The sequence below is a fragment of the Psychrobacillus glaciei genome, assembly GCF_008973485.1.
In the GTDB taxonomy this organism is placed as follows: domain Bacteria; phylum Bacillota; class Bacilli; order Bacillales_A; family Planococcaceae; genus Psychrobacillus; species Psychrobacillus glaciei.
Window position 1 is genome coordinate 1,149,692 of record NZ_CP031223.1, and the last position, 18,677, is coordinate 1,168,368.

At 35.2% G+C, this 18,677-nt stretch carries 23 protein-coding genes; 17 read left to right on the forward strand and 6 right to left on the reverse strand.

What is annotated here, in order from left to right; translation table 11 throughout:
* Positions 1-246 precede the first annotated feature (246 nt).
* The 3 genes from mecA (at position 247) to pepF (ending at position 4,066) form a co-directional block, all read left to right on the forward strand.
* Positions 247-915, forward strand: coding sequence for an adaptor protein MecA (gene mecA, locus PB01_RS05100; protein ID WP_151699193.1), 669 nt, complete (start codon positions 247-249; stop codon positions 913-915).
* A 113-nt stretch (positions 916-1,028) separates the two neighbouring features.
* Positions 1,029-2,183, forward strand: a complete 1,155-nt coding sequence (locus tag PB01_RS05105; RefSeq protein ID WP_192797479.1) for a competence protein CoiA — start codon at positions 1,029-1,031, stop codon at positions 2,181-2,183.
* Between the two features lie 44 nt (positions 2,184-2,227).
* Complete coding sequence (gene pepF / locus PB01_RS05110; protein WP_151699195.1) at positions 2,228-4,066, forward strand: oligoendopeptidase F; 1,839 nt, start codon at positions 2,228-2,230, stop codon at positions 4,064-4,066.
* A 606-nt stretch (positions 4,067-4,672) separates the two neighbouring features.
* Here pepF and PB01_RS05115 read toward each other — a convergent pair.
* The 4 genes from PB01_RS05115 to PB01_RS05130 form a co-directional block, all read right to left on the reverse strand.
* Positions 4,673-5,488, reverse strand: coding sequence for a DsbA family protein (locus PB01_RS05115; RefSeq protein ID WP_225986175.1), 816 nt, complete (start codon positions 5,486-5,488; stop codon positions 4,673-4,675).
* Positions 5,485-5,883: a globin domain-containing protein gene (locus PB01_RS05120; RefSeq protein WP_151699196.1), complete on the reverse strand. Its 399-nt coding sequence runs from the start codon at positions 5,881-5,883 to the stop codon at positions 5,485-5,487. The genes PB01_RS05115 and PB01_RS05120 overlap by 4 nt, the downstream gene beginning before the upstream one ends.
* A 123-nt stretch (positions 5,884-6,006) precedes the next feature.
* The gene (locus PB01_RS05125) at positions 6,007-6,654 is read right to left on the reverse strand and encodes a lytic transglycosylase domain-containing protein (RefSeq protein WP_225986176.1); all 648 of its coding nucleotides are present in this window, start codon (positions 6,652-6,654) and stop codon (positions 6,007-6,009) included.
* 6 nt (positions 6,655-6,660) lie between these two features.
* The gene (locus tag PB01_RS05130; protein WP_225986177.1) at positions 6,661-7,236 is read right to left on the reverse strand and encodes a CYTH domain-containing protein; all 576 of its coding nucleotides are present in this window, start codon (positions 7,234-7,236) and stop codon (positions 6,661-6,663) included.
* Positions 7,237-7,334: 98 nt separating this feature from the next.
* On the opposite strand from PB01_RS05130, the gene PB01_RS05135 reads away from it, so the two are divergent.
* The 6 genes from PB01_RS05135 (at position 7,335) to PB01_RS05160 (ending at position 12,606) form a co-directional block, all read left to right on the forward strand.
* Positions 7,335-7,718 (forward strand): UPF0738 family protein, encoded by a 384-nt coding sequence (locus tag PB01_RS05135; protein ID WP_151699198.1) that lies wholly within the window; start codon positions 7,335-7,337, stop codon positions 7,716-7,718.
* Between the two features lie 29 nt (positions 7,719-7,747).
* Positions 7,748-8,425 (forward strand): GTP diphosphokinase, encoded by a 678-nt coding sequence (locus tag PB01_RS05140; RefSeq protein WP_151699199.1) that lies wholly within the window; start codon positions 7,748-7,750, stop codon positions 8,423-8,425.
* Positions 8,422-9,228 (forward strand): NAD kinase, encoded by an 807-nt coding sequence (locus PB01_RS05145; RefSeq protein ID WP_151699200.1) that lies wholly within the window; start codon positions 8,422-8,424, stop codon positions 9,226-9,228. The genes PB01_RS05140 and PB01_RS05145 overlap by 4 nt, the downstream gene beginning before the upstream one ends.
* Positions 9,225-10,124, forward strand: a complete 900-nt coding sequence (locus PB01_RS05150; protein ID WP_151699201.1) for an RluA family pseudouridine synthase — start codon at positions 9,225-9,227, stop codon at positions 10,122-10,124. Before PB01_RS05145 ends, PB01_RS05150 begins: the two co-directional genes overlap by 4 nt.
* 661 nt (positions 10,125-10,785) lie before the next feature.
* Positions 10,786-12,141, forward strand: coding sequence for a magnesium transporter (gene mgtE, locus PB01_RS05155; protein ID WP_151701974.1), 1,356 nt, complete (start codon positions 10,786-10,788; stop codon positions 12,139-12,141).
* Positions 12,142-12,201: 60 nt separating this feature from the next.
* The gene (locus PB01_RS05160; RefSeq protein ID WP_151699202.1) at positions 12,202-12,606 is read left to right on the forward strand and encodes a hypothetical protein; all 405 of its coding nucleotides are present in this window, start codon (positions 12,202-12,204) and stop codon (positions 12,604-12,606) included.
* An 861-nt stretch (positions 12,607-13,467) separates the two neighbouring features.
* On the opposite strand, the gene PB01_RS05165 is transcribed toward PB01_RS05160, so the two are convergent.
* Positions 13,468-13,986: a CotY/CotZ family spore coat protein gene (locus PB01_RS05165; RefSeq protein ID WP_151699203.1), complete on the reverse strand. Its 519-nt coding sequence runs from the start codon at positions 13,984-13,986 to the stop codon at positions 13,468-13,470.
* A 132-nt stretch (positions 13,987-14,118) separates the two neighbouring features.
* Here PB01_RS05165 and PB01_RS05170 point away from each other — a divergent pair, with 132 nt between their 5' ends.
* The 7 genes from PB01_RS05170 to PB01_RS05200 all read left to right on the forward strand — a co-directional run bounded on the left by PB01_RS05170 (position 14,119) and on the right by PB01_RS05200 (position 17,197).
* Positions 14,119-14,511, forward strand: a complete 393-nt coding sequence (locus tag PB01_RS05170; protein WP_151699204.1) for a YhcN/YlaJ family sporulation lipoprotein — start codon at positions 14,119-14,121, stop codon at positions 14,509-14,511.
* Positions 14,511-14,966, forward strand: coding sequence for a stage V sporulation protein AC (gene spoVAC / locus PB01_RS05175; RefSeq protein WP_151699205.1), 456 nt, complete (start codon positions 14,511-14,513; stop codon positions 14,964-14,966). The genes PB01_RS05170 and spoVAC overlap by 1 nt, the downstream gene beginning before the upstream one ends.
* Complete coding sequence (locus tag PB01_RS05180; protein ID WP_151699206.1) at positions 14,960-15,967, forward strand: beta-ketoacyl-[acyl-carrier-protein] synthase family protein; 1,008 nt, start codon at positions 14,960-14,962, stop codon at positions 15,965-15,967. The genes spoVAC and PB01_RS05180 overlap by 7 nt, the downstream gene beginning before the upstream one ends.
* Position 15,968: 1 nt before the next feature.
* Complete coding sequence (spoVAE, locus tag PB01_RS05185; protein WP_151699207.1) at positions 15,969-16,334, forward strand: stage V sporulation protein AE; 366 nt, start codon at positions 15,969-15,971, stop codon at positions 16,332-16,334.
* A 67-nt stretch (positions 16,335-16,401) separates the two neighbouring features.
* Positions 16,402-16,539, forward strand: a complete 138-nt coding sequence (locus PB01_RS05190) for a YjcZ family sporulation protein (RefSeq protein ID WP_151699208.1) — start codon at positions 16,402-16,404, stop codon at positions 16,537-16,539.
* 34 nt (positions 16,540-16,573) lie between these two features.
* Positions 16,574-16,819 (forward strand): stage VI sporulation protein F, encoded by a 246-nt coding sequence (locus PB01_RS05195; protein WP_151699209.1) that lies wholly within the window; start codon positions 16,574-16,576, stop codon positions 16,817-16,819.
* A gap of 72 nt (positions 16,820-16,891) precedes the next feature.
* On the forward strand, positions 16,892-17,197 hold the full coding sequence (locus tag PB01_RS05200) for a hypothetical protein (RefSeq protein WP_151699210.1): 306 nt from the start codon (positions 16,892-16,894) through the stop codon (positions 17,195-17,197).
* A gap of 246 nt (positions 17,198-17,443) precedes the next feature.
* Here the strand turns inward: PB01_RS05200 and PB01_RS05205 are convergent, their stop codons facing one another.
* Entirely contained in the window at positions 17,444-17,866 is a 423-nt protein-coding gene (locus PB01_RS05205) for a hypothetical protein (protein WP_151699211.1), read from the reverse strand.
* Positions 17,867-18,119: 253 nt separating this feature from the next.
* Between PB01_RS05205 and PB01_RS05210 the strand changes: the two genes are divergently transcribed.
* Positions 18,120-18,611 (forward strand): hypothetical protein, encoded by a 492-nt coding sequence (locus tag PB01_RS05210; RefSeq protein ID WP_151699212.1) that lies wholly within the window; start codon positions 18,120-18,122, stop codon positions 18,609-18,611.
* The last annotated feature ends 66 nt before the right edge of the window (positions 18,612-18,677 follow it).

Below are 18,677 nucleotides of genomic sequence, written 5' to 3' on the forward strand. Positions count from 1 at the left end.
AAGGTGTTAAAATGTGTACCTTTTTTACGTGAAACGCATGATGGTCAAAGGCAATTGCCTAGATTTTATCTTGCGTTTTTTCATTTTTTACTTGCTTTATCATTCGAACTTTCTTACAATTCATATAATCGCGTTATTAATATAAAAAGGTGAGCAGGATTCCTTTTCTTTTTTTGTTAAACAACATACAATAGTAGTAGACATTGCAAAAGGTGAGACGGTAAGAAGCGAAAGGAGATGTGTTAAATGGATATCGAGCGTATCAATGATAACACTTTCAAAGTATACATTTCATACATCGACATTGAAGAAAGAGGCTTCAGCCGAGATGAAATTTGGTTTAACAAAGATAAGAGCGAGCAGCTTTTTTGGGAGATGATGGATGAGGTTCATGATGATGATCATTTTGAAGAGTTAGATGGTCCATTATGGATACAAGTTCATGCGATGGAAAAAGGTTTGGAAGTGATTGTTACCCGAACGGAAATGTCCAAAGGGAACGATCGATCAGAATCAAGTTTTGAAGTGGAAGACATTACAGGTAAAATTTTCAAAAATGGCGGTTCAAATTCTATAGATCCGCATGAGTTTGAGGATTTCCCTAGCTATATGGATGATTTAGACGAGTTGCCATCGGATTATACATTTGTTTTTGACAACTTTGATGATATCCTCCCATTGGCAAAAAAATTCGATAAAAAGAGTATACAGTCATCGCTCTATCATTATGAGAATAAATATTATTTAAATATTTATTTCAATTTTGATATGAATGAAATTGTTACGATCTTAGATACTTTAAGCATAATATCAGAATTTGCTAACCGTACTAACAAGACAATTCATGTTATTCAAGAATACGGGAAAGAAATAATAGCAAACGATGTATTTAACGAACTTAACAAACATTTTTAAACCTTCCTTAAAAAGAAGGTTTTTTTATTTTGGAAAAAAATAATTTCTTTTTGTCTTTTCAACTAAATTCACTTGCATTTTAGACAGAAAATTCGTACATTTATAGAGAGGAGGTGTTTATAATCTTAACGGCAGTTACGAAGCATGGTCATCTTTTTATCCCTGCGAGGTATTCCACCGAACGACTTATGGAAATAAAAAATAGTACGACTTTTCTATGTATACAATGCCAGGAAGAGGTTATTTTAAAAAATGGGATGATTAATATTCCACATTTTGCGCATAAAAGAAAATCTGAATGTTCCTATTCATTTTCAGAAGGCGAAACGGAAGAACATCTTATTGGAAAACTTCAGCTGTACGATCTTTTTAAACGTCTTCACGTAAAAGCTCAATTAGAGCCGTTCCTACCATCCATTAAACAGCGACCAGACATATTAATAAGTTGGAAAGAAACCATGTTTGCTATTGAATTTCAATGTAGTCAAATTTCATCTTATGTTATAAATGAGCGCTCAAAAGGATATCGAGGTCAAACCATACTCCCAATATGGATTTTAAGAACACCACTTAGTCATGAGTTTCCCCCTCATGAGATAGGAATTATGAAATTATCTGCATTTAAGCAACAATTTTTCACCTCAAATCCCACATTTGGTCAAACAATTATCACTTATTGTCCACAAACAAAGTATTTTCACTATATTTCTAATACCCAGCATATTCGTGCAAACACCTTCATTGTAAAGAGGAAAAAACTATCAGTAGACAATCAAACATGGCCATTTGCCCTTGTTAAACGTATTTCAAAAATAGAGTATGAAACATACTTAAAAATCTATCGTTCTCAACGTTTTAGGCATTTAGAAAATTTGTATTTCCATAATAAAAAAGGGATACAATCACCCTTCTTACAAGTATGTTATAGATGGCAAGTATATCCTAAAAAGCTTCCATCGTTTATTGGGATTCCAACTTCACATTCAAAGGCATTTCATGTTCATGCAGTTGAATGGCAAATACAGTTAATTGATTATTTGAATTCCATTAATGTTCCCATTCATCAAGTTACAGAGACTCATTGTGAATCATTTCTTTACGCTCGTTTAATTGGTCCGGTTGAAAGTGGTCCAAAGTTAAAAGCGGTACAAGCGTATATTCATCTTTTACAATCTTGTGTTATTAAGTCTGATTCGGTGGTATATTTGTCCAAAATGAACTTTTCTAAAATGAATGAGTTATTATATCGTGATTTTCTTGCAAATTGATTAGAAAATTGAGAAAATAGAAAGTGATTCGAATTTCGAAGCAAATGGAAGGGGACCTTATTTTGACAACAGACACAAAGAACAAAATATTAACTAGAGAAGAAGTAGAGCAACATTTAACATGGAAATTAGAAGATATTTTCGCTTCTAATGATGTATGGGACAAAGAATTTAAGGAAGTATTAGAATTATCTCAAGAAGCTGCTTCTTTTAAAGGAACAGTCGAAAATGGTGCGGATGCTTTATTAGCTGTTTTAACATATCGAGATGAGCTAACTGGACGTTTACGTAAGCTATATTCATATGCCCATATGCGCCATGACCAAGATACTGCTAACAGCGTGTATCAGGCAATGGAGAGTCGTATTAAATCGCTATATGTGAAGGTTTCGACGGAATTATCTTTTCTTGTACCTGAAATACTCTCTGTGGATGAGGCTATCATTACTGGGTATTTAACGAAGAATGAAGGCTTAAAAGTATACAGTCAACTACTTGAAGAGATAAATAAAGAGCGTCCCCATGTTCTTTCACAAGAAAAGGAAGCATTGCTTGCACAGTTTTCGGAAATTGCAGGGGCATCTTCAGATACGTTCGGAAAGCTAAACAACGCAGACTTAGAATTTCCATTTATTAAAGACGAAGAAGGAAATGAAGTGCAAATGACGCACGGAAGATATTCTCGATTTTTAGAAAGTGAAGATCGTCGAGTACGCGAAGATGCATTTAAAGCGGTGTATGATACCTATGGAAAGTTCCGTAATACGTTTGCATCCACTTTAACAGGAAACGTAAAAGGTGACAATTTAATCGCTAAAATTCGTAACTATTCATCTGCTCGCGAAGCTGCGATGTCCAATAATCATATTCCAGAAAGTGTCTATGAAAATTTAGTAGAAACTATCAATAAAAACATTCATTTACTTCATAGATACGTAGGCTTACGTAAAAAAGTGTTAGGTCTTGAGGAGCTTCATATGTGGGATTTATTGACACCACTTGTTAAAGAAGTAGATATGGAATTTACTTATGAACAAGCTTGTGAAATAATGCTTAACAGCTTTGAACCACTTGGTGAAGAATATATAGCAATTGTGAAAAAAGGGTTGGAAGATCGCTGGGTAGATGTTGTGGAAACAAAAGGGAAGCGTTCAGGAGCATATTCATCGGGATCCTATGGAACAAACCCATATATTTTAATGAACTGGCAAAATAATATGGATAATCTTTTCACACTTGCACATGAATTTGGCCATAGTCTTCATAGTTATTATACCCGTGAAAATCAACCTTATGTTTATGGGGATTATTCCATTTTCGTAGCAGAAGTAGCTTCAACTTGTAACGAAGCATTACTAAATGATTATTTATTAAAAACAATTGAAGATCCGAAAAAACGCATTTACTTATTAAATCATTGGTTGGAAGGTTTCAAGGGTACTATTTTCCGCCAAACTATGTTTGCAGAGTTCGAGCATATCATTCATCAACTTGATCAAGATGGGGAAGCCTTGACTTCAGATAAATTAACAGAGGAATATTATAAGTTATGTAAAAAATACTTCGGTGATGAAGTTGTCATTGACGAGCAAATTGGATTAGAATGGGCAAGAATCCCGCATTTTTATTACAATTACTATGTATATCAATATGCAACTGGCCTAAGTGCTGCAACCGCACTTAGCAATCAAATCCTAACAGAGGGTAAACCAGCAGTAGATCGTTATATTAATGAGTTTTTAAAGGCTGGCTGCTCCGATTATCCTATTGAAGTACTGAAAAAAGCTGGTGTTGATATGAACACAGCTGCTCCAATTGAAGAAGCATGTCGTGTCTTTGAAGAAAAACTAAATGAGCTGGAACAATTACTGTTAAGCGAATGATAACGAAGGTCTGGCATTTGCCAGACTTTTTCTAATGTTGGAGCAAAAGTAGTTATTAGAAGTTAGACGTCCTATGTATGACGATATTGTGAAATGAGTATCTAATATATTGTATTTGTTAAACAGGCATGTTAAAGTAAGAGTGTGAAATAAATCACAAGATAACATACACCCCTTTGTTTGAACGTGAACATTTCTCCCATCCCCTTTGTAAAAAAAGAAAATACCCTTTCCTCACTTGGAGGAAGGGGTATTTTCTTTTTTAAAGATAGGAAAGTATCTAATCTCTCCTTAAACAAGCCTTACGCAAGTTGTCTCTACATATTCCAAGAGGGCGACGGACAAACATCCGCCATAAGATTACTGAAAAAAGTGGATCGTGAAGTGACGCAGTCACTTCACGATCCACAAAAAAAACACCGGTAATAGTGTAGCGATGATTCGTCCAAAGCACCCTGGGAATAGAGAAGACGAGAGCACTCCACAAGAATTCTCCTAGTAAATATGTATTTGGTGTCGAACAGACATTTAATGTAAATAGATTGTTGTTTTTTAATCTAGTAATAGAAAAGTAGCCTAATTTCTTGGAAATTAGGCTACTTTTCTTTATTTTAATCGCCATAGAATAGTGTCTTGTAGGACAATTCTTTCTACTTCTTGAAGTAAAAGACGTTTTTTCAATTCACGTTCTGCCTGTTGTTCTGAAATATTATAATAGCAAGCTATTTCACTAGTAGTTAATGAATGAAAACGGTTAAATAATTTTTCTAGAGTTGGAGGTTGTTGTTTTTGTGGTTCTTCATAAAGCATTTCTTGTAAAATTTGAACATATATTTCATATGGATAAATGCCGGATACTTTAATACCTTCGTCTTCAATATTTTCGTTAAAGAAAACGATACTTGGAAAAGAGGTTACTTGCATTTCGCTAGTTATGGATAAATCATTTTGGAAAGAACGCGCACATTCCTTCGATTGGAAGTCAATCGTGAATTCATCAACATCAATATTGACTTCTTTCGCAAGATCTATAAGTACAGAAAAAGAGGTTACATTTTTTGTTTTCAAAAAAAGATGTTCTTGTATTTTATTGAAAAAACGAAGAGCAGCTCTTTTTCCCTGAAACTCTGCAGCTTTTACTGCAATAGAAGGCAGTACAGGATGTTCTAAATCGGAAAAGTCACACTTACTTTTTAAAATCTGTTCATTTTGCTTATTGCAAAATGAATTCAACTTATTTAGTTGCGTACTAAGTACAGTGCGAATGGTAAAATACTGTCCATACTCCACTTGCAATTTCCGAATGATTGGTTGCAAATCCCAGCAGGCTGAACAAAGAGGATCAAGAAAAATATACATTTCAATTGGCTTGTTCAAGAAGGAAGGAGCAATTGTTTCAGACGGAATTTGAATTCTTGTCACATTTTTTCCTCCTCATGATTCATTTCATTGACCATGTGGTTTGCAGTAAGTTCAAGTCTTCTATAAAAATCACGGCGGAATTTGCCTTCAAGACCTACTTTATCCATCGCATCACTCATGCAAGCAAGCCATGCTTCGGCGCGCTGTGGAGTAATCGGAAATGGGTTATGGCGCATCTTCATCATTGGATGTCCGTGTTCTTCTGTATATAAATTAGGTCCCCCTAAATATTGAGTTAAAAATTGTTTTTGCTTTCGTGCTGTTTCCGTTAAATCATCTGGAAAGATTGGCTTAAGCTTAGGGTGGTTTGCTACATTTCCATAAAATGTATCGACTAACTGTGATAATTTATCTGCACCGATTTCATCGTAAGGAAGTTTTGGGTTTTCTGTCATTTTCGTTACTCCTTTGCTTTGCTCTATTTACATTCTATCAATCAGCTACAAATATCTCAAACAATTAGACTGTATTCAATTTTAGAGTCAAAAAAACGACCAATAGTAATGGTCGTTTTCTCCCTATGCGTTAAAATAATTCATGACTTTATTCACATAGTTTTGGGTTTCTTTATAAGGGGGAATGCCGTCATGCTTTTTTACGGCTCCAGGTCCAGCGTTGTAAGCAGCAAGCGCTGTTTCAACATTTCCATTGAATTGGTTGAGCATTTGGCGTAAATATTTTGCGCCGCCCATAATATTTTCTTCTGGATCAAACAGATTATTAACCCCTAAATATTTTGCTGTTCCAGGCATTAATTGCATCAATCCGGAGGCACCTGCTGTACTAACAGCAGAAGCATCAAAGTCAGATTCTTGCTTAATAACCGATGATATAAGTTTTTCTGGGATATTAAATTTTGCTGCTGCACGTTGTATTATATCATCATAATTAGTTGGTGAAGAACTAGTTGATGTATAAGATGAAAGAGAGCTTATTAACCGTTCATTTTGAAATGAACTATTAGGTGGAATAAATACGGAAGCGTTTCCGTTGTAATAGAGAGAGGATTCCTTATTGGAAGAGGTATCACTGTCACTATTTTGAAGAACCTCTCCAAGTAACTCTGAAAACAAGGAAGAACCGTTTGAACTTTGGGAACTTTGAACTGCTCCTAAAGATTGCATTGCATTTATCTCCATTAATGTTTTTAATGATTGAATATCCACAAGGTATCAACCTTTCAATGAATTTTTATAGTTTACTAGTCGTGCAATCTTTTTATTGGCATGTCGAACAGGAATATGAAGCGTTTTTAATAAATGAATAAACACTTTTTGCCCATTCTCGACATCTTTACTCTCATATTCTAGCTCAAAATCCTCCGTTTGGCTATAAATGGAATGGTCAAAGAATAAGATGCCATTTTCATAATTTAATTGTGCGCGATGTGTTTGAATGCTCCCAAAACATTCAAGTGGTTCTTCCTTTTTTATTTGCTCGAGAAACGGTACAGTTGGAAATTGTAAGTTAGTCAGAATGGCATCCTTTTCTACATTGGATAATAATTGTGTTGTTTCAATCATAATATGCTCTTGTTCCGGAACTTTCAGCGTCAATTCGTTTCTAGATGGCAATACACGTAATCGGAAGCCCATATTCTTTTCTTTAAAGTAGTGACCGGGTGTATCAAAATAATAGTTTGTTTGTGTTTGAAAATCGGAAGGTTTTATTTCAAAATAGGTTACGAGCTGTTGAAATTCATCCTTTGTCAGCAAATTCTTAAATTCAATCTCTTTTTCGGTATGCATTAATTCACGACCTTTCATATTATTTCTATTATAGACCGTTTGCAATGGGATTCAATATGTTAAAATAGTGGGAGAATGGACAGAAAGGAAAGATATATTTGCCTATTACATATAATGTGCACAGTGGCGTGCAATTAGAGAATGATATTCGATTTACACTTGATGAAAACCAAATGATAGAAAATATACTAGCTGGAGGACAAATGATAACAGATTCAGATACTTTATCTTTTATCTACCTATTAGAAGATGAAACAGGTTATCATTATTTAAAGTTCGGACAAGATGTGTGGCCAATGCTAGTAAGTACACTAAAAGCAACAGATGATCCAACGCTTCAATTTGGAGAGGCAGTGTTGACTTTGCATAAGTTTAGAGAAGAACTTGAAATGCTTATTTTCAATATTGAAGGAAATGATAACTACGGTGCTGAATTTTCACAAGCAGTAGAAAATGCATTTGAAGAGTTTCTAAAAGCATAGAAAAGTCGTGTGAAAGGGAGGTGTCGCTTATGGGGCAATGGGAACGTTTTTTAGAGCCGTACAAGCAAGCAGTTTCTGAGTTGAAAATAAAGCTTAAAGGAATGCGCACACAATTCGAAATTGAAAATACTAATTCTCCAATTGAATTTGTTACAGGTAGAGTAAAACCATTAGCGAGTATTTATGACAAATCACTTGGAAAAGGAATTGTATTCGAACCTTCTGATACATTGGCGAAAGAAATTCCAGATATTGCGGGCCTACGAATGATGTGTCAATTCGTCGATGATATCGAAACAGTCGTGGAAATGCTTCGTGCGAGAAAAGATTTAACAGTCGTTGAAGAGCGAGATTATATTTCCAATAAAAAGCAAAGTGGATATAGATCTTATCACATGATAATTGAATATCCGGTTCAAACAATACATGGTGAGATAAATATATTAGCTGAAATACAAATTCGGACGCTTGCTATGAATTTTTGGGCCTCAATCGAGCATTCATTGAATTATAAATATAAAGGTCTTTTCCCAGAAGAAATTAAAAAAAGATTGCAATTTGCGGCAGAAGCAGCATTTCGTTTAGATGAAGAAATGTCGTTAATACGAGGAGAAATACAAGAAGCTCAAAAATACTTTAGTGCAAACAAAGAATTATCCACTCCAAGGATACATGAAAGCAAAACGGAAGAGAGGCGCGAACTTTGAAATTTTTCATACAGTCTCGAAATGATGATCTATCGAACAAGTTAATGCAAAATGCCAAAGCATATTTAGTGGATTTTGGTCTCGTTTTAGATGAAGAAAATCCGGATATCGTCTTATCCATTGGTGGAGACGGAACATTGTTACATGCTTTTCATAAGTATAAGCATTTAACAGCATCTGTTGCATTTGTTGGTATTCATACTGGTCATTTAGGTTTTTATGCGGACTGGAAACCAGAGGAGATAGAGAAACTAGTCATTAGTCTTGCAAAAAAAGAATTTGAAGTGATTGAATATCCACTACTTGAGGTGACGATTAATTACCGTCATGGGGAAGACAGTTCCGTTTATCTTGCAGTAAATGAGTCTACAGTTAAGTCTCCGGATGTCACTTTAGTGATGGATGTAGAGCTGAACGGTAGTCATTTCGAACGTTTTAGAGGAGATGGACTATGCATGTCCACACCATCTGGAAGTACTGCATATAATAAAGCATTGGGCGGGGCTATTGTTCATCCATCACTAGAAGCAATGCAACTAGCCGAAATTGCTTCCATAAATAATCGGGTGTTCCGTACAGTTGGGTCTCCTCTGGTTTTACCTAAGCATCATTCTTGTTTATTGAAACCAGTAAAAGGTCCCGATTTCATGGTAACGGTGGACCATTTACAATTACTGCATAAAGACGTTCAGTCCATTATGTACAGAGTTTCAAATGAAAAAATACGTTTCGCTCGTTTTAGAGCATTTCCATTTTGGACAAGAGTACATGATTCATTTATAGATAGTGATCTTGAAAAATGAAAAATAACCCAATAACTTTATCTTTCGAAGTGAAAGAAAAAAACTGTTTGTTGAGAGATGCCATCACACAATATGGTATTTCTAAAAGGGCATTAACAAGTATCAAGTTTGAAGGCGGTAAAATTCTTGTCAACGGAGAAGAAAAAACAGTTCGACATATATTAGAAATTGGTGACGTCGTAACAATTGTTTTTCCAAATGAGAAGAAAAGTGAAGGATTGATCGCGGAAAAAGAAGAATTCCCGATTCTATTTGAAGATGACCATCTATTAATACTTGTGAAAAAAGCTGGAATAAGTACAATCCCATCTAGGGAGCATCCACAGGGTACAATTGCAAATTATGTAGCTGGTTATTTGAAGGAAAGTGGATTAACTTCTACCGTTCATATAGTGACGAGATTAGATAAAGATACTTCTGGTATTATTTGTATTGCTAAACATCGTCATGCACATCATTTACTAAGTGAGATGCAAAAAAAACGTGCTATTTTTCGAACATATGAAGCTATTGTTCATGGTCATGTGAAAGAAGATCAGCTGACAATAGATGCACCTATTGGTCGTAAAGACGGTAGTATCATTGAACGAGTGATTTCATCTGATGGAAAAAATGCAAAAACAACAGTCGAAGTTGTTAAACGGTTTACTGTTCAAGGAGAAAATATATCACATGTCAGGTTAAAGCTACATACAGGGCGGACGCATCAAATACGTGTGCATATGATGTCAATTGGACACCCATTAATAGGAGACGATTTGTACGGAGGTTCCCGTTTTTTGATTAATCGACAAGCTCTTCATGCGAAGGAATTAGGTTTTATTCATCCTTTTACAAATAAAGTTATTCAGATTCAAGCAGTTTTTCCACAAGATATGGTTGATATACTAGTATAATACCCTACTAATTAGAACCTGAATTCAGGGAATATTAGTAGGGTTTTTATTTGAATTTCTTGTGGAATAATAATAGGAGAATTTTTACAAGTAGCGCTTAAAGGGTGCTAAAGTTTATCTTAAGCTACAGGCTGACGCTTTCGTTGGGGTGGGCGATGAGCCATTACCACCGCCTACCTCTTCAATCAACGATGTAAATAAGAAAGGCAATATGTTAGGTCGAAATAATGAACTGTTGCTTAGAAAGAGCGTTTAGACGGAGTTGGTGGAACCTAGAAAGAAATAGGTAGCATCTATTGATAAAGAAGTGCTGAGCGGACGAGATTGACTCTTCGTACGCTTTTAAATGAGTAGGACAGTATCAACTCTTTCATTAAGCAAACCGAATGCACCTTGTCTCTACATATTCCAAGAGGAAGACGGACAAACATCTGCCACAAGATTACCGAAAAAAAGGCTCGTGAAGTGACGCAGTCTCTTCACGAGCCAGATTCCAACGGGAATAGTGTAGCCAATGTTTCGTCCAAAGCACTCTAGAAATAGTACAGACAAGATGCACTTAAAGAAAGCTAGTATTTTTCTTAAGGTTGCTTAATCGCTTTAAACCCCATACAATATATAAGGATAACCGCGGAAAGGAGTGAGAAATGTGAAAGAAGAGATGAACCAGCTGCAATTAGAAGAGTCGAACTTAATTACGTTTTTAACCAATGATTTAATGGAAGAATTTAGAGATGAATTTATGCAGCTTCACCCATATGACCAATCGTTATTTTTTGAAAAGGTGGAGCCAGATATACGAAAGAAAATCTTTCACTACCTCTCTCCTAAGGAAATGGCGGAAATATTTGAAGCGACAAAGTTTGATGAAGAGCATTATGAGTATTATTTAAAAGAAATGGATACAACATACGCTGCTGATATGCTCTCTTATATGTATGCGGATAATGCAGTGGACGTATTAAACGAATTAGGAAAAGACCAAGTAGCTAGTTATTTAAGTATAATGGACGAGGAATCTGCTCAAGAAATAAAAGACCTTCTCCATTATAAAGAATACACTGCTGGTTCTATCATGACGACAGAATATGTAGCAATTCCAGAAACTTCAACTTGTCGTTCTGCAATGACCATTTTACGAAAAGAAGCACCTAATGCAGAGACAATTTATTATTTATTTGTTGTAAATGAAACCCATCAGCTAACAGGCGTTATTTCATTGCGTGACTTAATCATTGCTGATGAAGACACACTTATTAAAGAGATTATGAATGAACGTGTTGTAAGTGTATTAGTTAGTGAAGATCAAGAAGAAGTAGCTCGCACGATAAAAGATTACAATTTCCTTGCAGTACCAGTTGTTGATTTTGAACAGCATCTTCTCGGCATTGTAACGGTAGATGATATTATCGATGTTTTAGATGAAGAAGCATCCGATGATTACTCTAAACTTGCTGGGGTTTCTGACATGGATACATTTGATAAAAGTCCTTTTCAAGCAGCTAAGAAGAGACTACCTTGGCTTGTAATTCTATTATTTTTAGGAATGATGACTGCAAATCTAATGAGTATTTTTACAGAAACATTATCGAAAGTAGCATTGCTTGCCGTTTTTATTCCTTTAATATCAGGGACAGCTGGTAATAGTGGAACACAGTCATTAGCAGTAGCTATTAGAGGAATTGCAACTGGTGATATTGAAGAGGAAAGTAAGATGAAATTATTATTACGTGAAGCAGGAACAGGACTAATAACTGGCCTATTATGTGCAATACTAGTAGTAGGAATCGTTTTCTTTTGGCAACATAACTTGGTAATTGGTTTGTTAGTTGGAGCAGCATTACTTGGTTCAATTTTTGTTGCAACAATTGGAGGATCATTTATTCCATTATTAATACACCGTATGAAAATCGATCCAGCTGTCGCATCAGGTCCTTTTATTACGACTATCAATGATGTTATTAGTATTTTAATCTATCTTGGACTTGCGACGTTATTTATCTCTTCTATATCATGAATAGCCGTTTTTCACACTTTCAACTTTAGGTGCATAAAGTAAAGGAAAAAGGATGTGTCTGTGAATTCTTTCAATGATCCTTTACTTTATATAAAAGGCCCACCTGTTTTTCATTTATATCCGATAGGCTCTATCATACAGATGAAAACAGAGATGGAAATGGAAGTACCGATGGATGTACCAAAGAAAGTGCAAGACGAAAGTACCTCGATATATGAAATACGTACCAGTATGTCTAAGAAAACTCTTGCAATTTTAGAAAAGTTGACGTTTCTAGCAAAACCATTTCAACGAAGAGCATATCGTCCACTTGTTTTTTATGTGACAGGTGGCGTGTATCTTCAAGGAGAAGTAGAGAAAGTGGATGATGAGTTTGTCACTTTTTTGGTTGGATCTGAAGAAACCATTACGTATCGGGTAGACCAAGTGGAAAAAATAGTTTGGCGTGGAACCGAAATGAAATGAGTTAAAAAAACTATCCTGAGAAGGATAGTTTTTTTTGAGAAGATAAGAAAGTATATGGATTATCGTCTTGCGAAACCAAGGTTTCTAGTACTTTAAAGTATTAAATAATACCACGGGTATCCGTTTCACCGCATTCGCATTTGTGATAGCTCATCTGTCTCACTCATGAGGCCACTGAAAAAGTCCAATTTTCCCGAAAATGAAAATTTCATAAAACTTCATTCCCAAAAAAGTACTATTTTTAGCAACTAAAGTGCGGGTAAGAATTTTCAGTATTTTCAAATTTAAATATTTAGTCACTTTTTCAGTGGACTCTCACTCATCCTGCTGGAGTCGTCACCTTTCACTACGATCAACAGTGCAATTAAGAGAGATAATATACGTGGAAGAAATAACGATCCAATATTCTCAGATTTTTATTAATAAGGCAAGTGGAAGCTGAAAAAATAGATAAAATCCATGAATAAAGAAGTGCTGATTGGACGAAATTGACTCTTCGTCTGCTTTTAAAAGAATAGGAAAGGATTTAATCTCTCCTTATTCAAACCTTATGTACCTTGTCTTTACACATTTTAAGAGGGCGACGGACAAACATCCGCCACAAGATTACCGAAAAAAGTGTAAACGATGTTTCGTCCGAAGTACTCTGGAAATAGTAAAGACTAGATGCACTTAAAGGACGCTAGCATTTTTCTTGAAATTGGACATATGTATATGATTCTTCACTCAAAACATCCGGATTGTCATCACTTTTTAACACAAATTTCAATGTAAGCATGGTGCTTGTGTTTATCTTATAAGAATGCACAGTAAAACCGTCCGGGACATTCCCGAACGGAGTAGACACTGCAGGGGAAACGATTAGTCACATACATCTAAAAATACGTCTGCTACACATTCAATTGCACAGAAACAGTTAAGGTCGACAGTGATACAGCTACCTGTTAATGCAAAATTTCGTACATCACAAAGTTTTCTTAAATTTAATTTAGTTCCATCGACATTCAATAAATCGACTTCACGTCTTTCACTATTCAGTGGTTCAAGAACACGTAGAGTTGCACAGCAGCTATCAAAAATATCCTCTACTCGGAAAAAGACTGAAATACAATCGTGATCACAAATATCTCTGTCACGGAAAAACGCTTTAAAAGGAGTACCATCTTCAGTTAGTAGCATAAAAACACGGGTGTCCGCTTGGTGACGACGAGCAGGGCTAACAAGACCTCCAAGAGGCTCTAAAAAACAATTTGTTGGACAAAAATCACAATCATTTGTTACCGCTTGATCTTGAATATCTTTAATTGCACGAACTACATCGCAAACACAGCGACGTTTTCCGCTTACTTCTGTCACGTCTTCAATTCTTCCACATCCCATTAATTTTCACCTCCTCTTTCTCTCTCTCTACTTTATGTAGGTTCTTCATTAAGGTAAGGGCAAATATCTCAATTGTTCTTGTATATTTCAATTTCCGTTGCTCATACTAACTCGAAAAGGAGCAATTATCCGATGAGAAAAATTATTTTGTTCTTCCTTTCAGTTCTTCTGTTAACTGCCTGTTCAAATAATGTTCAACAAGAAATATATCCTAAAAAGGATGTACCGGAAATTGAACAAGTTTTAAATGAGAATAAGTCTATCATTGGATACAAAAGTGTTACAGACAAAAATGACGTCATAGTAGCAATTGATATACGAAGAATGAGTAGATTTAACAAAGAAAAAATCGAAAAAAAAATAAAGAAGCAATTAGAAGAAAAATTACCGGGTAAAGATGTCCTTGTTACAGGTGATTTAAAAATTAAATGGGAAATCGAAAAAATAATAAAAGAGGGCATGCAAACAGAGAAATTAATGAAATCAATCGATCAAATAAAATCATTATCAAAGGAAGCGACATAATGGATCAAAAACAATTCGAGAAAATTGTAGATAAGCAGACACCAAAAGCCCCATTGCTTGCGAATATACTGAAAGCTTTTCTAGTGGGAGGAATAATTTGTACAATTGGACAACTTATCACTTTATTTTATATACGTTTTTTCCCATTTACCGAACGTACAGCCGCAAATCCTACTGTTGCGACAATGGTTTTCATTGCAATGATATTAACGGGGACAGGAATGTATAAGAAAATCTCTCAATTTGGTGGTGCTGGATCCGCCGTTCCTGTAACTGGATTTGGAAACGCGGTCATCTCCGCTTCCATCGAGCATAAATCGGAAGGCTACATATTAGGTATAGGAGGAAATATGTTCAAGCTAGCGGGTTCTGTAATTGTTTTTGGCGTCCTTTCCGCTTTTTTTGTTGCTTTAATAAAAACAATTTTAGTGAAAATGGGAGTGATCTCTTGGTAAATACAGCAGGAACCATTCAATTTAAGGAGTATCCAAGTATCGCGAGCACTGGTGTTATTGTTGGACCAATGGAAAAAGAAAGTCCTTTTGCGGATTCATTTGATGAAGTTTGTCTTTTAGAGAATGAAAAAGATGAGTCATTTGAACAAGCAAATAGTCGATTTATCGAAAAAGCTTGTGCTATAGCAGTTAGTAAAGGGCATGAGCAGATGGAAAATATGGATGTATTTATTGGAGGAGATTTGATAAATCAACTTTCTCCAACTAACTTTGCAGCACGTCAATTGGCTATTCCTTTTTTAGGGGTATTTTCTGCTTGTGCTAGTTCGGTGGAATCCGTTATTCTTGGTTGTCTGTTATTAGAAACTGGTAATGCAAAATCAATTTTAGCGGGAGCTTCAAGTCATCACCCATCAGTGGAAAGACAATTTAGATATCCTCTTGAATATGGATCTCAAAAACCAGGTACTGCTCAATGGACAGTTACTGCTGCAGGATTTGCATTATTGCAAAAACAAGCAAAAAATGCACCTATTATTACACATGCAACAATTGGTCGTGTAGTAGATGGAGGCCAAACAAATCCTCTACATATGGGAGCTGCTATGGCATCTGCTGCTAGGGACACTATTGAACGGCATTTGATGGGCACTAACAGTAGGATGGCGGATTACGATGTGATTATGACAGGTGATTTAGGAAAGATTGGCTTGTCCATATTAAAGGAAATGTTTCAAGATGAAAATAGTGGAATAATTTTGCAAGATGCTGGTGCACAATTATATGGAGAAAATACTTTTTTTAATGCGGGAGCAAGTGGTGCAGGATGTTCTGCCGCAGTATTTTTTAGTCATATATACAATCAACTAAAAAATGGTGCTTATAAAAGGGTGTTACTTGTAGCAACGGGAGCACTATTATCCCCGTTAACTTTTCAACAAGGGGAAACAATTCCTTGTATTGCTCATGCCATTGAATGCCGTATGGAAGAGAGAGGATAATATGATTTCTACATTAGTTACCTCATTTATTGTTGGTGGTCTTATCTGTGTTGTTGGTCAGATTTTAATGGATGCATTTAAGCTCACTCCAGCACATACATTATGTATATTGGTTGTTAGTGGTTCAATTTTAGCTGGGGTAGGATTATATGAGCGTTTAATTGATTTTGCAGGAGCAGGTGCAACTATTCCTATTACTTCATTTGGTAATGCATTAACGCAGGGAGCATTAGTCGAAGCAGAAAAACATGGTCTTATTGGTGTATTAACAGGAATGTTCGAAGTAACAAGCTCGGGTATTAGTGCAGCTATATTGTTTGGAGTAATTGGTGCATTTATTTTTCAGAAACGAAATACTACTTACTAGTTGAAGCGCCCTTTTTTCTTTCTCCCCTTCGCATACTATAAGTCGAAGAGGAGAGGAGGGAAGAATTATGTATGGCTACTGTGGTGGAGAATATCCAAGCTACGGTGAGGGTTGTGGTTACGGCCACGGCGGAAATCGAAGCTTTATATTGATTGTCGTACTATTCATTCTATTAATCATTGTTGGTAGAAGCTTTCTCCCTTAATCCAAAGATAATCAAAATGTGAGGGGGAAAATAAGTGCAAAATTCATTTTTTAAAGCAATCGAAAATAAAACAGGCGTTTCCATGGATGAACTTTTTACGCTCGCCAATGCCATCTCATATGCTGATTTTACAGATGAAGATCAAGTACGTAAAGTCGTACGCAAAGTTGGCAGTTTAGCAAAGAAACCTGTATCTCAAGAGTTAGAAGATCAACTTACAAAATCCATTTTACAAAGTGGAGGCTCGTTAAGTCTATCTGACATTGAAAAAATGTTGTAGTTTGAATAGTTAGCATAATTATAGGTTTAATGAGATAAAGGTTAGGGTAAAAAGTAATAGGAGGTGGGGAAGATGGGATACATTTTACCAATTCAACCAATACAGTCTCAGATTTACGCGAATCGTTTGTTAATGGATCATACTAATTTTGCTGTTATTAGCAATATTAATGGTATTCGAATGAAATCAATATTTGATGAGCGACTTGAGGAGGAAGGTCGGAAAGTTGAAAAGAAAGATGAAAAGCAACGATTAGCTAATGAAAACCCATCGAGCCTACCACTGTTTAAAAGCTTTATCCAACCAAATCCAGTAAATCTATCGCCTAAAATCGCAGAAATTTGCGGTAAAGGAAATCGTATAAACTATTATATTTAGATAAAGGATTATAACTTGATAAAACTTAGTCCTTCCAATATTAAATAAAAAAATACCGATGGTTTCATCGGTATTTTTTTTGCATCATAAATTCTTAGGCATCAAAATAACAAAACTAGTTTTATAACTGAAAATTAATATTCAATCTAACCATAAATCTTGTTAGTAAAAATACTAGGACACTAAAGTAAATAAAGGTCCAACAGCACTTGTTATATGCTTGTTGGACCTTTGTTAACCAATACTCTAATTACGACCTTTTTTCTTTTCAGAAGAATCTTTTTTAGGTCCAATCTTCTTTTTGTCTTCTTTGTTTTTTTTATGACTGTCCGCTTCCTTGTTAGTATCGTCATCTACTTTTTTATCCGTAGTTTCTTTTTTGTTTTGGTGGCTGTTTGCATCTTTTTGATGATCACCCTTTTTTGCATCTTCCACTTTCTCATCTTCTATTTTGTGACCGGCTTCTTTTTTATCACTACCATCCGTATCCCTTTTATGCGGTGGTACTTTTTTGTCAACAATGTCTTGGTTGAGCTCAACTTCATTATCAGTCGAGGAAGTAAGATTTTTCGTTTTTTGTTCAGAATCTTTTGGCCCGTGTCGCTTTTTTTCTTTTGGTGTTCCTTCTGTCAAAAGGTGATCAATCTCATTCTTGTTATCTTCTGTCAAAATCTTTCACTACTTTCTATAATGTAATGTCACTATTACAGACTATGTGAAATAGCGTTATTCTGTTCGTAATTTTGTTATTTTCTTTCGGTATCATATTATTAATTTTAAAGTACACTGAAAAGTTTATTTAAGTATGGAATTAAAGACCCATAGATCTTGAACAATTATACTAAAATAGGCGTTTAACCAATGCTTTGCCATTCCAGGATACATATAATTATTAAGATACTATAAAAGGGGGTTAGAAAAAGTGAATAAAAAGATGATACTTTCTCTAGTTGATAGAGTTATTAAGGTAGATAGAGGTGGTCCTGAATCCCGTGTGGGTATGCTGTTATCAGCAGAAGATGACCACTTTACATTGCTTACAGAAGACGATGGAATTGTTTTTTATAATACACAACACATTAAGAGCCTGACGTATAATACAAAAAATCAAGTGGATTTTGGGATTGAAATTCCAAAAGACTTTGATTTCATACAAGCTAATGACTTCAGAGGAATATTGGAGAAATTAACACTACGGTGGGTAAAAATTAACCGAGGTGGACCAGAAACGTTAGAGGGAGTAATGGATGTTGTTACAGATGATTTTGTGACAATTGTAGCAAATGAAGAAATAATTCGAGTTTCTTTGTTTCACATTCGGAACATTAGCTATGGTGTAAAACTTGAAAAAACGAAAGAGACTGAAAATAAAAAATCTGATGACAAGGAAAGTAAGAAAAAAGAAGACAAATAGTAAAAGGTAAAAAACTATATAAAGAACTGAATAGCTGAAAGAGGCATTCGTCGCTTTTATTTAACG

Bases quoted from the DNA above. Each gene is read 5' to 3' on its own strand.
- mecA (WP_151699193.1), top strand. From the start codon at position 247: ATGGATATCGAGCGTATCAATGATAACACTTTCAAAGTATACATTTCA.
- pepF (WP_151699195.1), top strand. From the start codon at position 2,228: ATGGAAGGGGACCTTATTTTGACAACAGACACAAAGAACAAAATATTA.
- PB01_RS05120 (WP_151699196.1), bottom strand. From the start codon at position 5,883: ATGACAGAAAACCCAAAACTTCCTTACGATGAAATCGGTGCAGATAAA.
- PB01_RS05130 (WP_225986177.1), bottom strand. From the start codon at position 7,236: ATGCATACCGAAAAAGAGATTGAATTTAAGAATTTGCTGACAAAGGAT.
- PB01_RS05140 (WP_151699199.1), top strand. From the start codon at position 7,748: ATGGGGCAATGGGAACGTTTTTTAGAGCCGTACAAGCAAGCAGTTTCT.
- PB01_RS05150 (WP_151699201.1), top strand. From the start codon at position 9,225: ATGAAAAATAACCCAATAACTTTATCTTTCGAAGTGAAAGAAAAAAAC.
- mgtE (WP_151701974.1), top strand. From the start codon at position 10,786: ATGAACCAGCTGCAATTAGAAGAGTCGAACTTAATTACGTTTTTAACC.
- PB01_RS05165 (WP_151699203.1), bottom strand. From the start codon at position 13,986: ATGGGATGTGGAAGAATTGAAGACGTGACAGAAGTAAGCGGAAAACGT.
- PB01_RS05170 (WP_151699204.1), top strand. From the start codon at position 14,119: ATGAGAAAAATTATTTTGTTCTTCCTTTCAGTTCTTCTGTTAACTGCC.
- spoVAC (WP_151699205.1), top strand. From the start codon at position 14,511: ATGGATCAAAAACAATTCGAGAAAATTGTAGATAAGCAGACACCAAAA.
- spoVAE (WP_151699207.1), top strand. From the start codon at position 15,969: ATGATTTCTACATTAGTTACCTCATTTATTGTTGGTGGTCTTATCTGT.
- PB01_RS05190 (WP_151699208.1), top strand. From the start codon at position 16,402: ATGTATGGCTACTGTGGTGGAGAATATCCAAGCTACGGTGAGGGTTGT.
- PB01_RS05200 (WP_151699210.1), top strand. From the start codon at position 16,892: ATGGGATACATTTTACCAATTCAACCAATACAGTCTCAGATTTACGCG.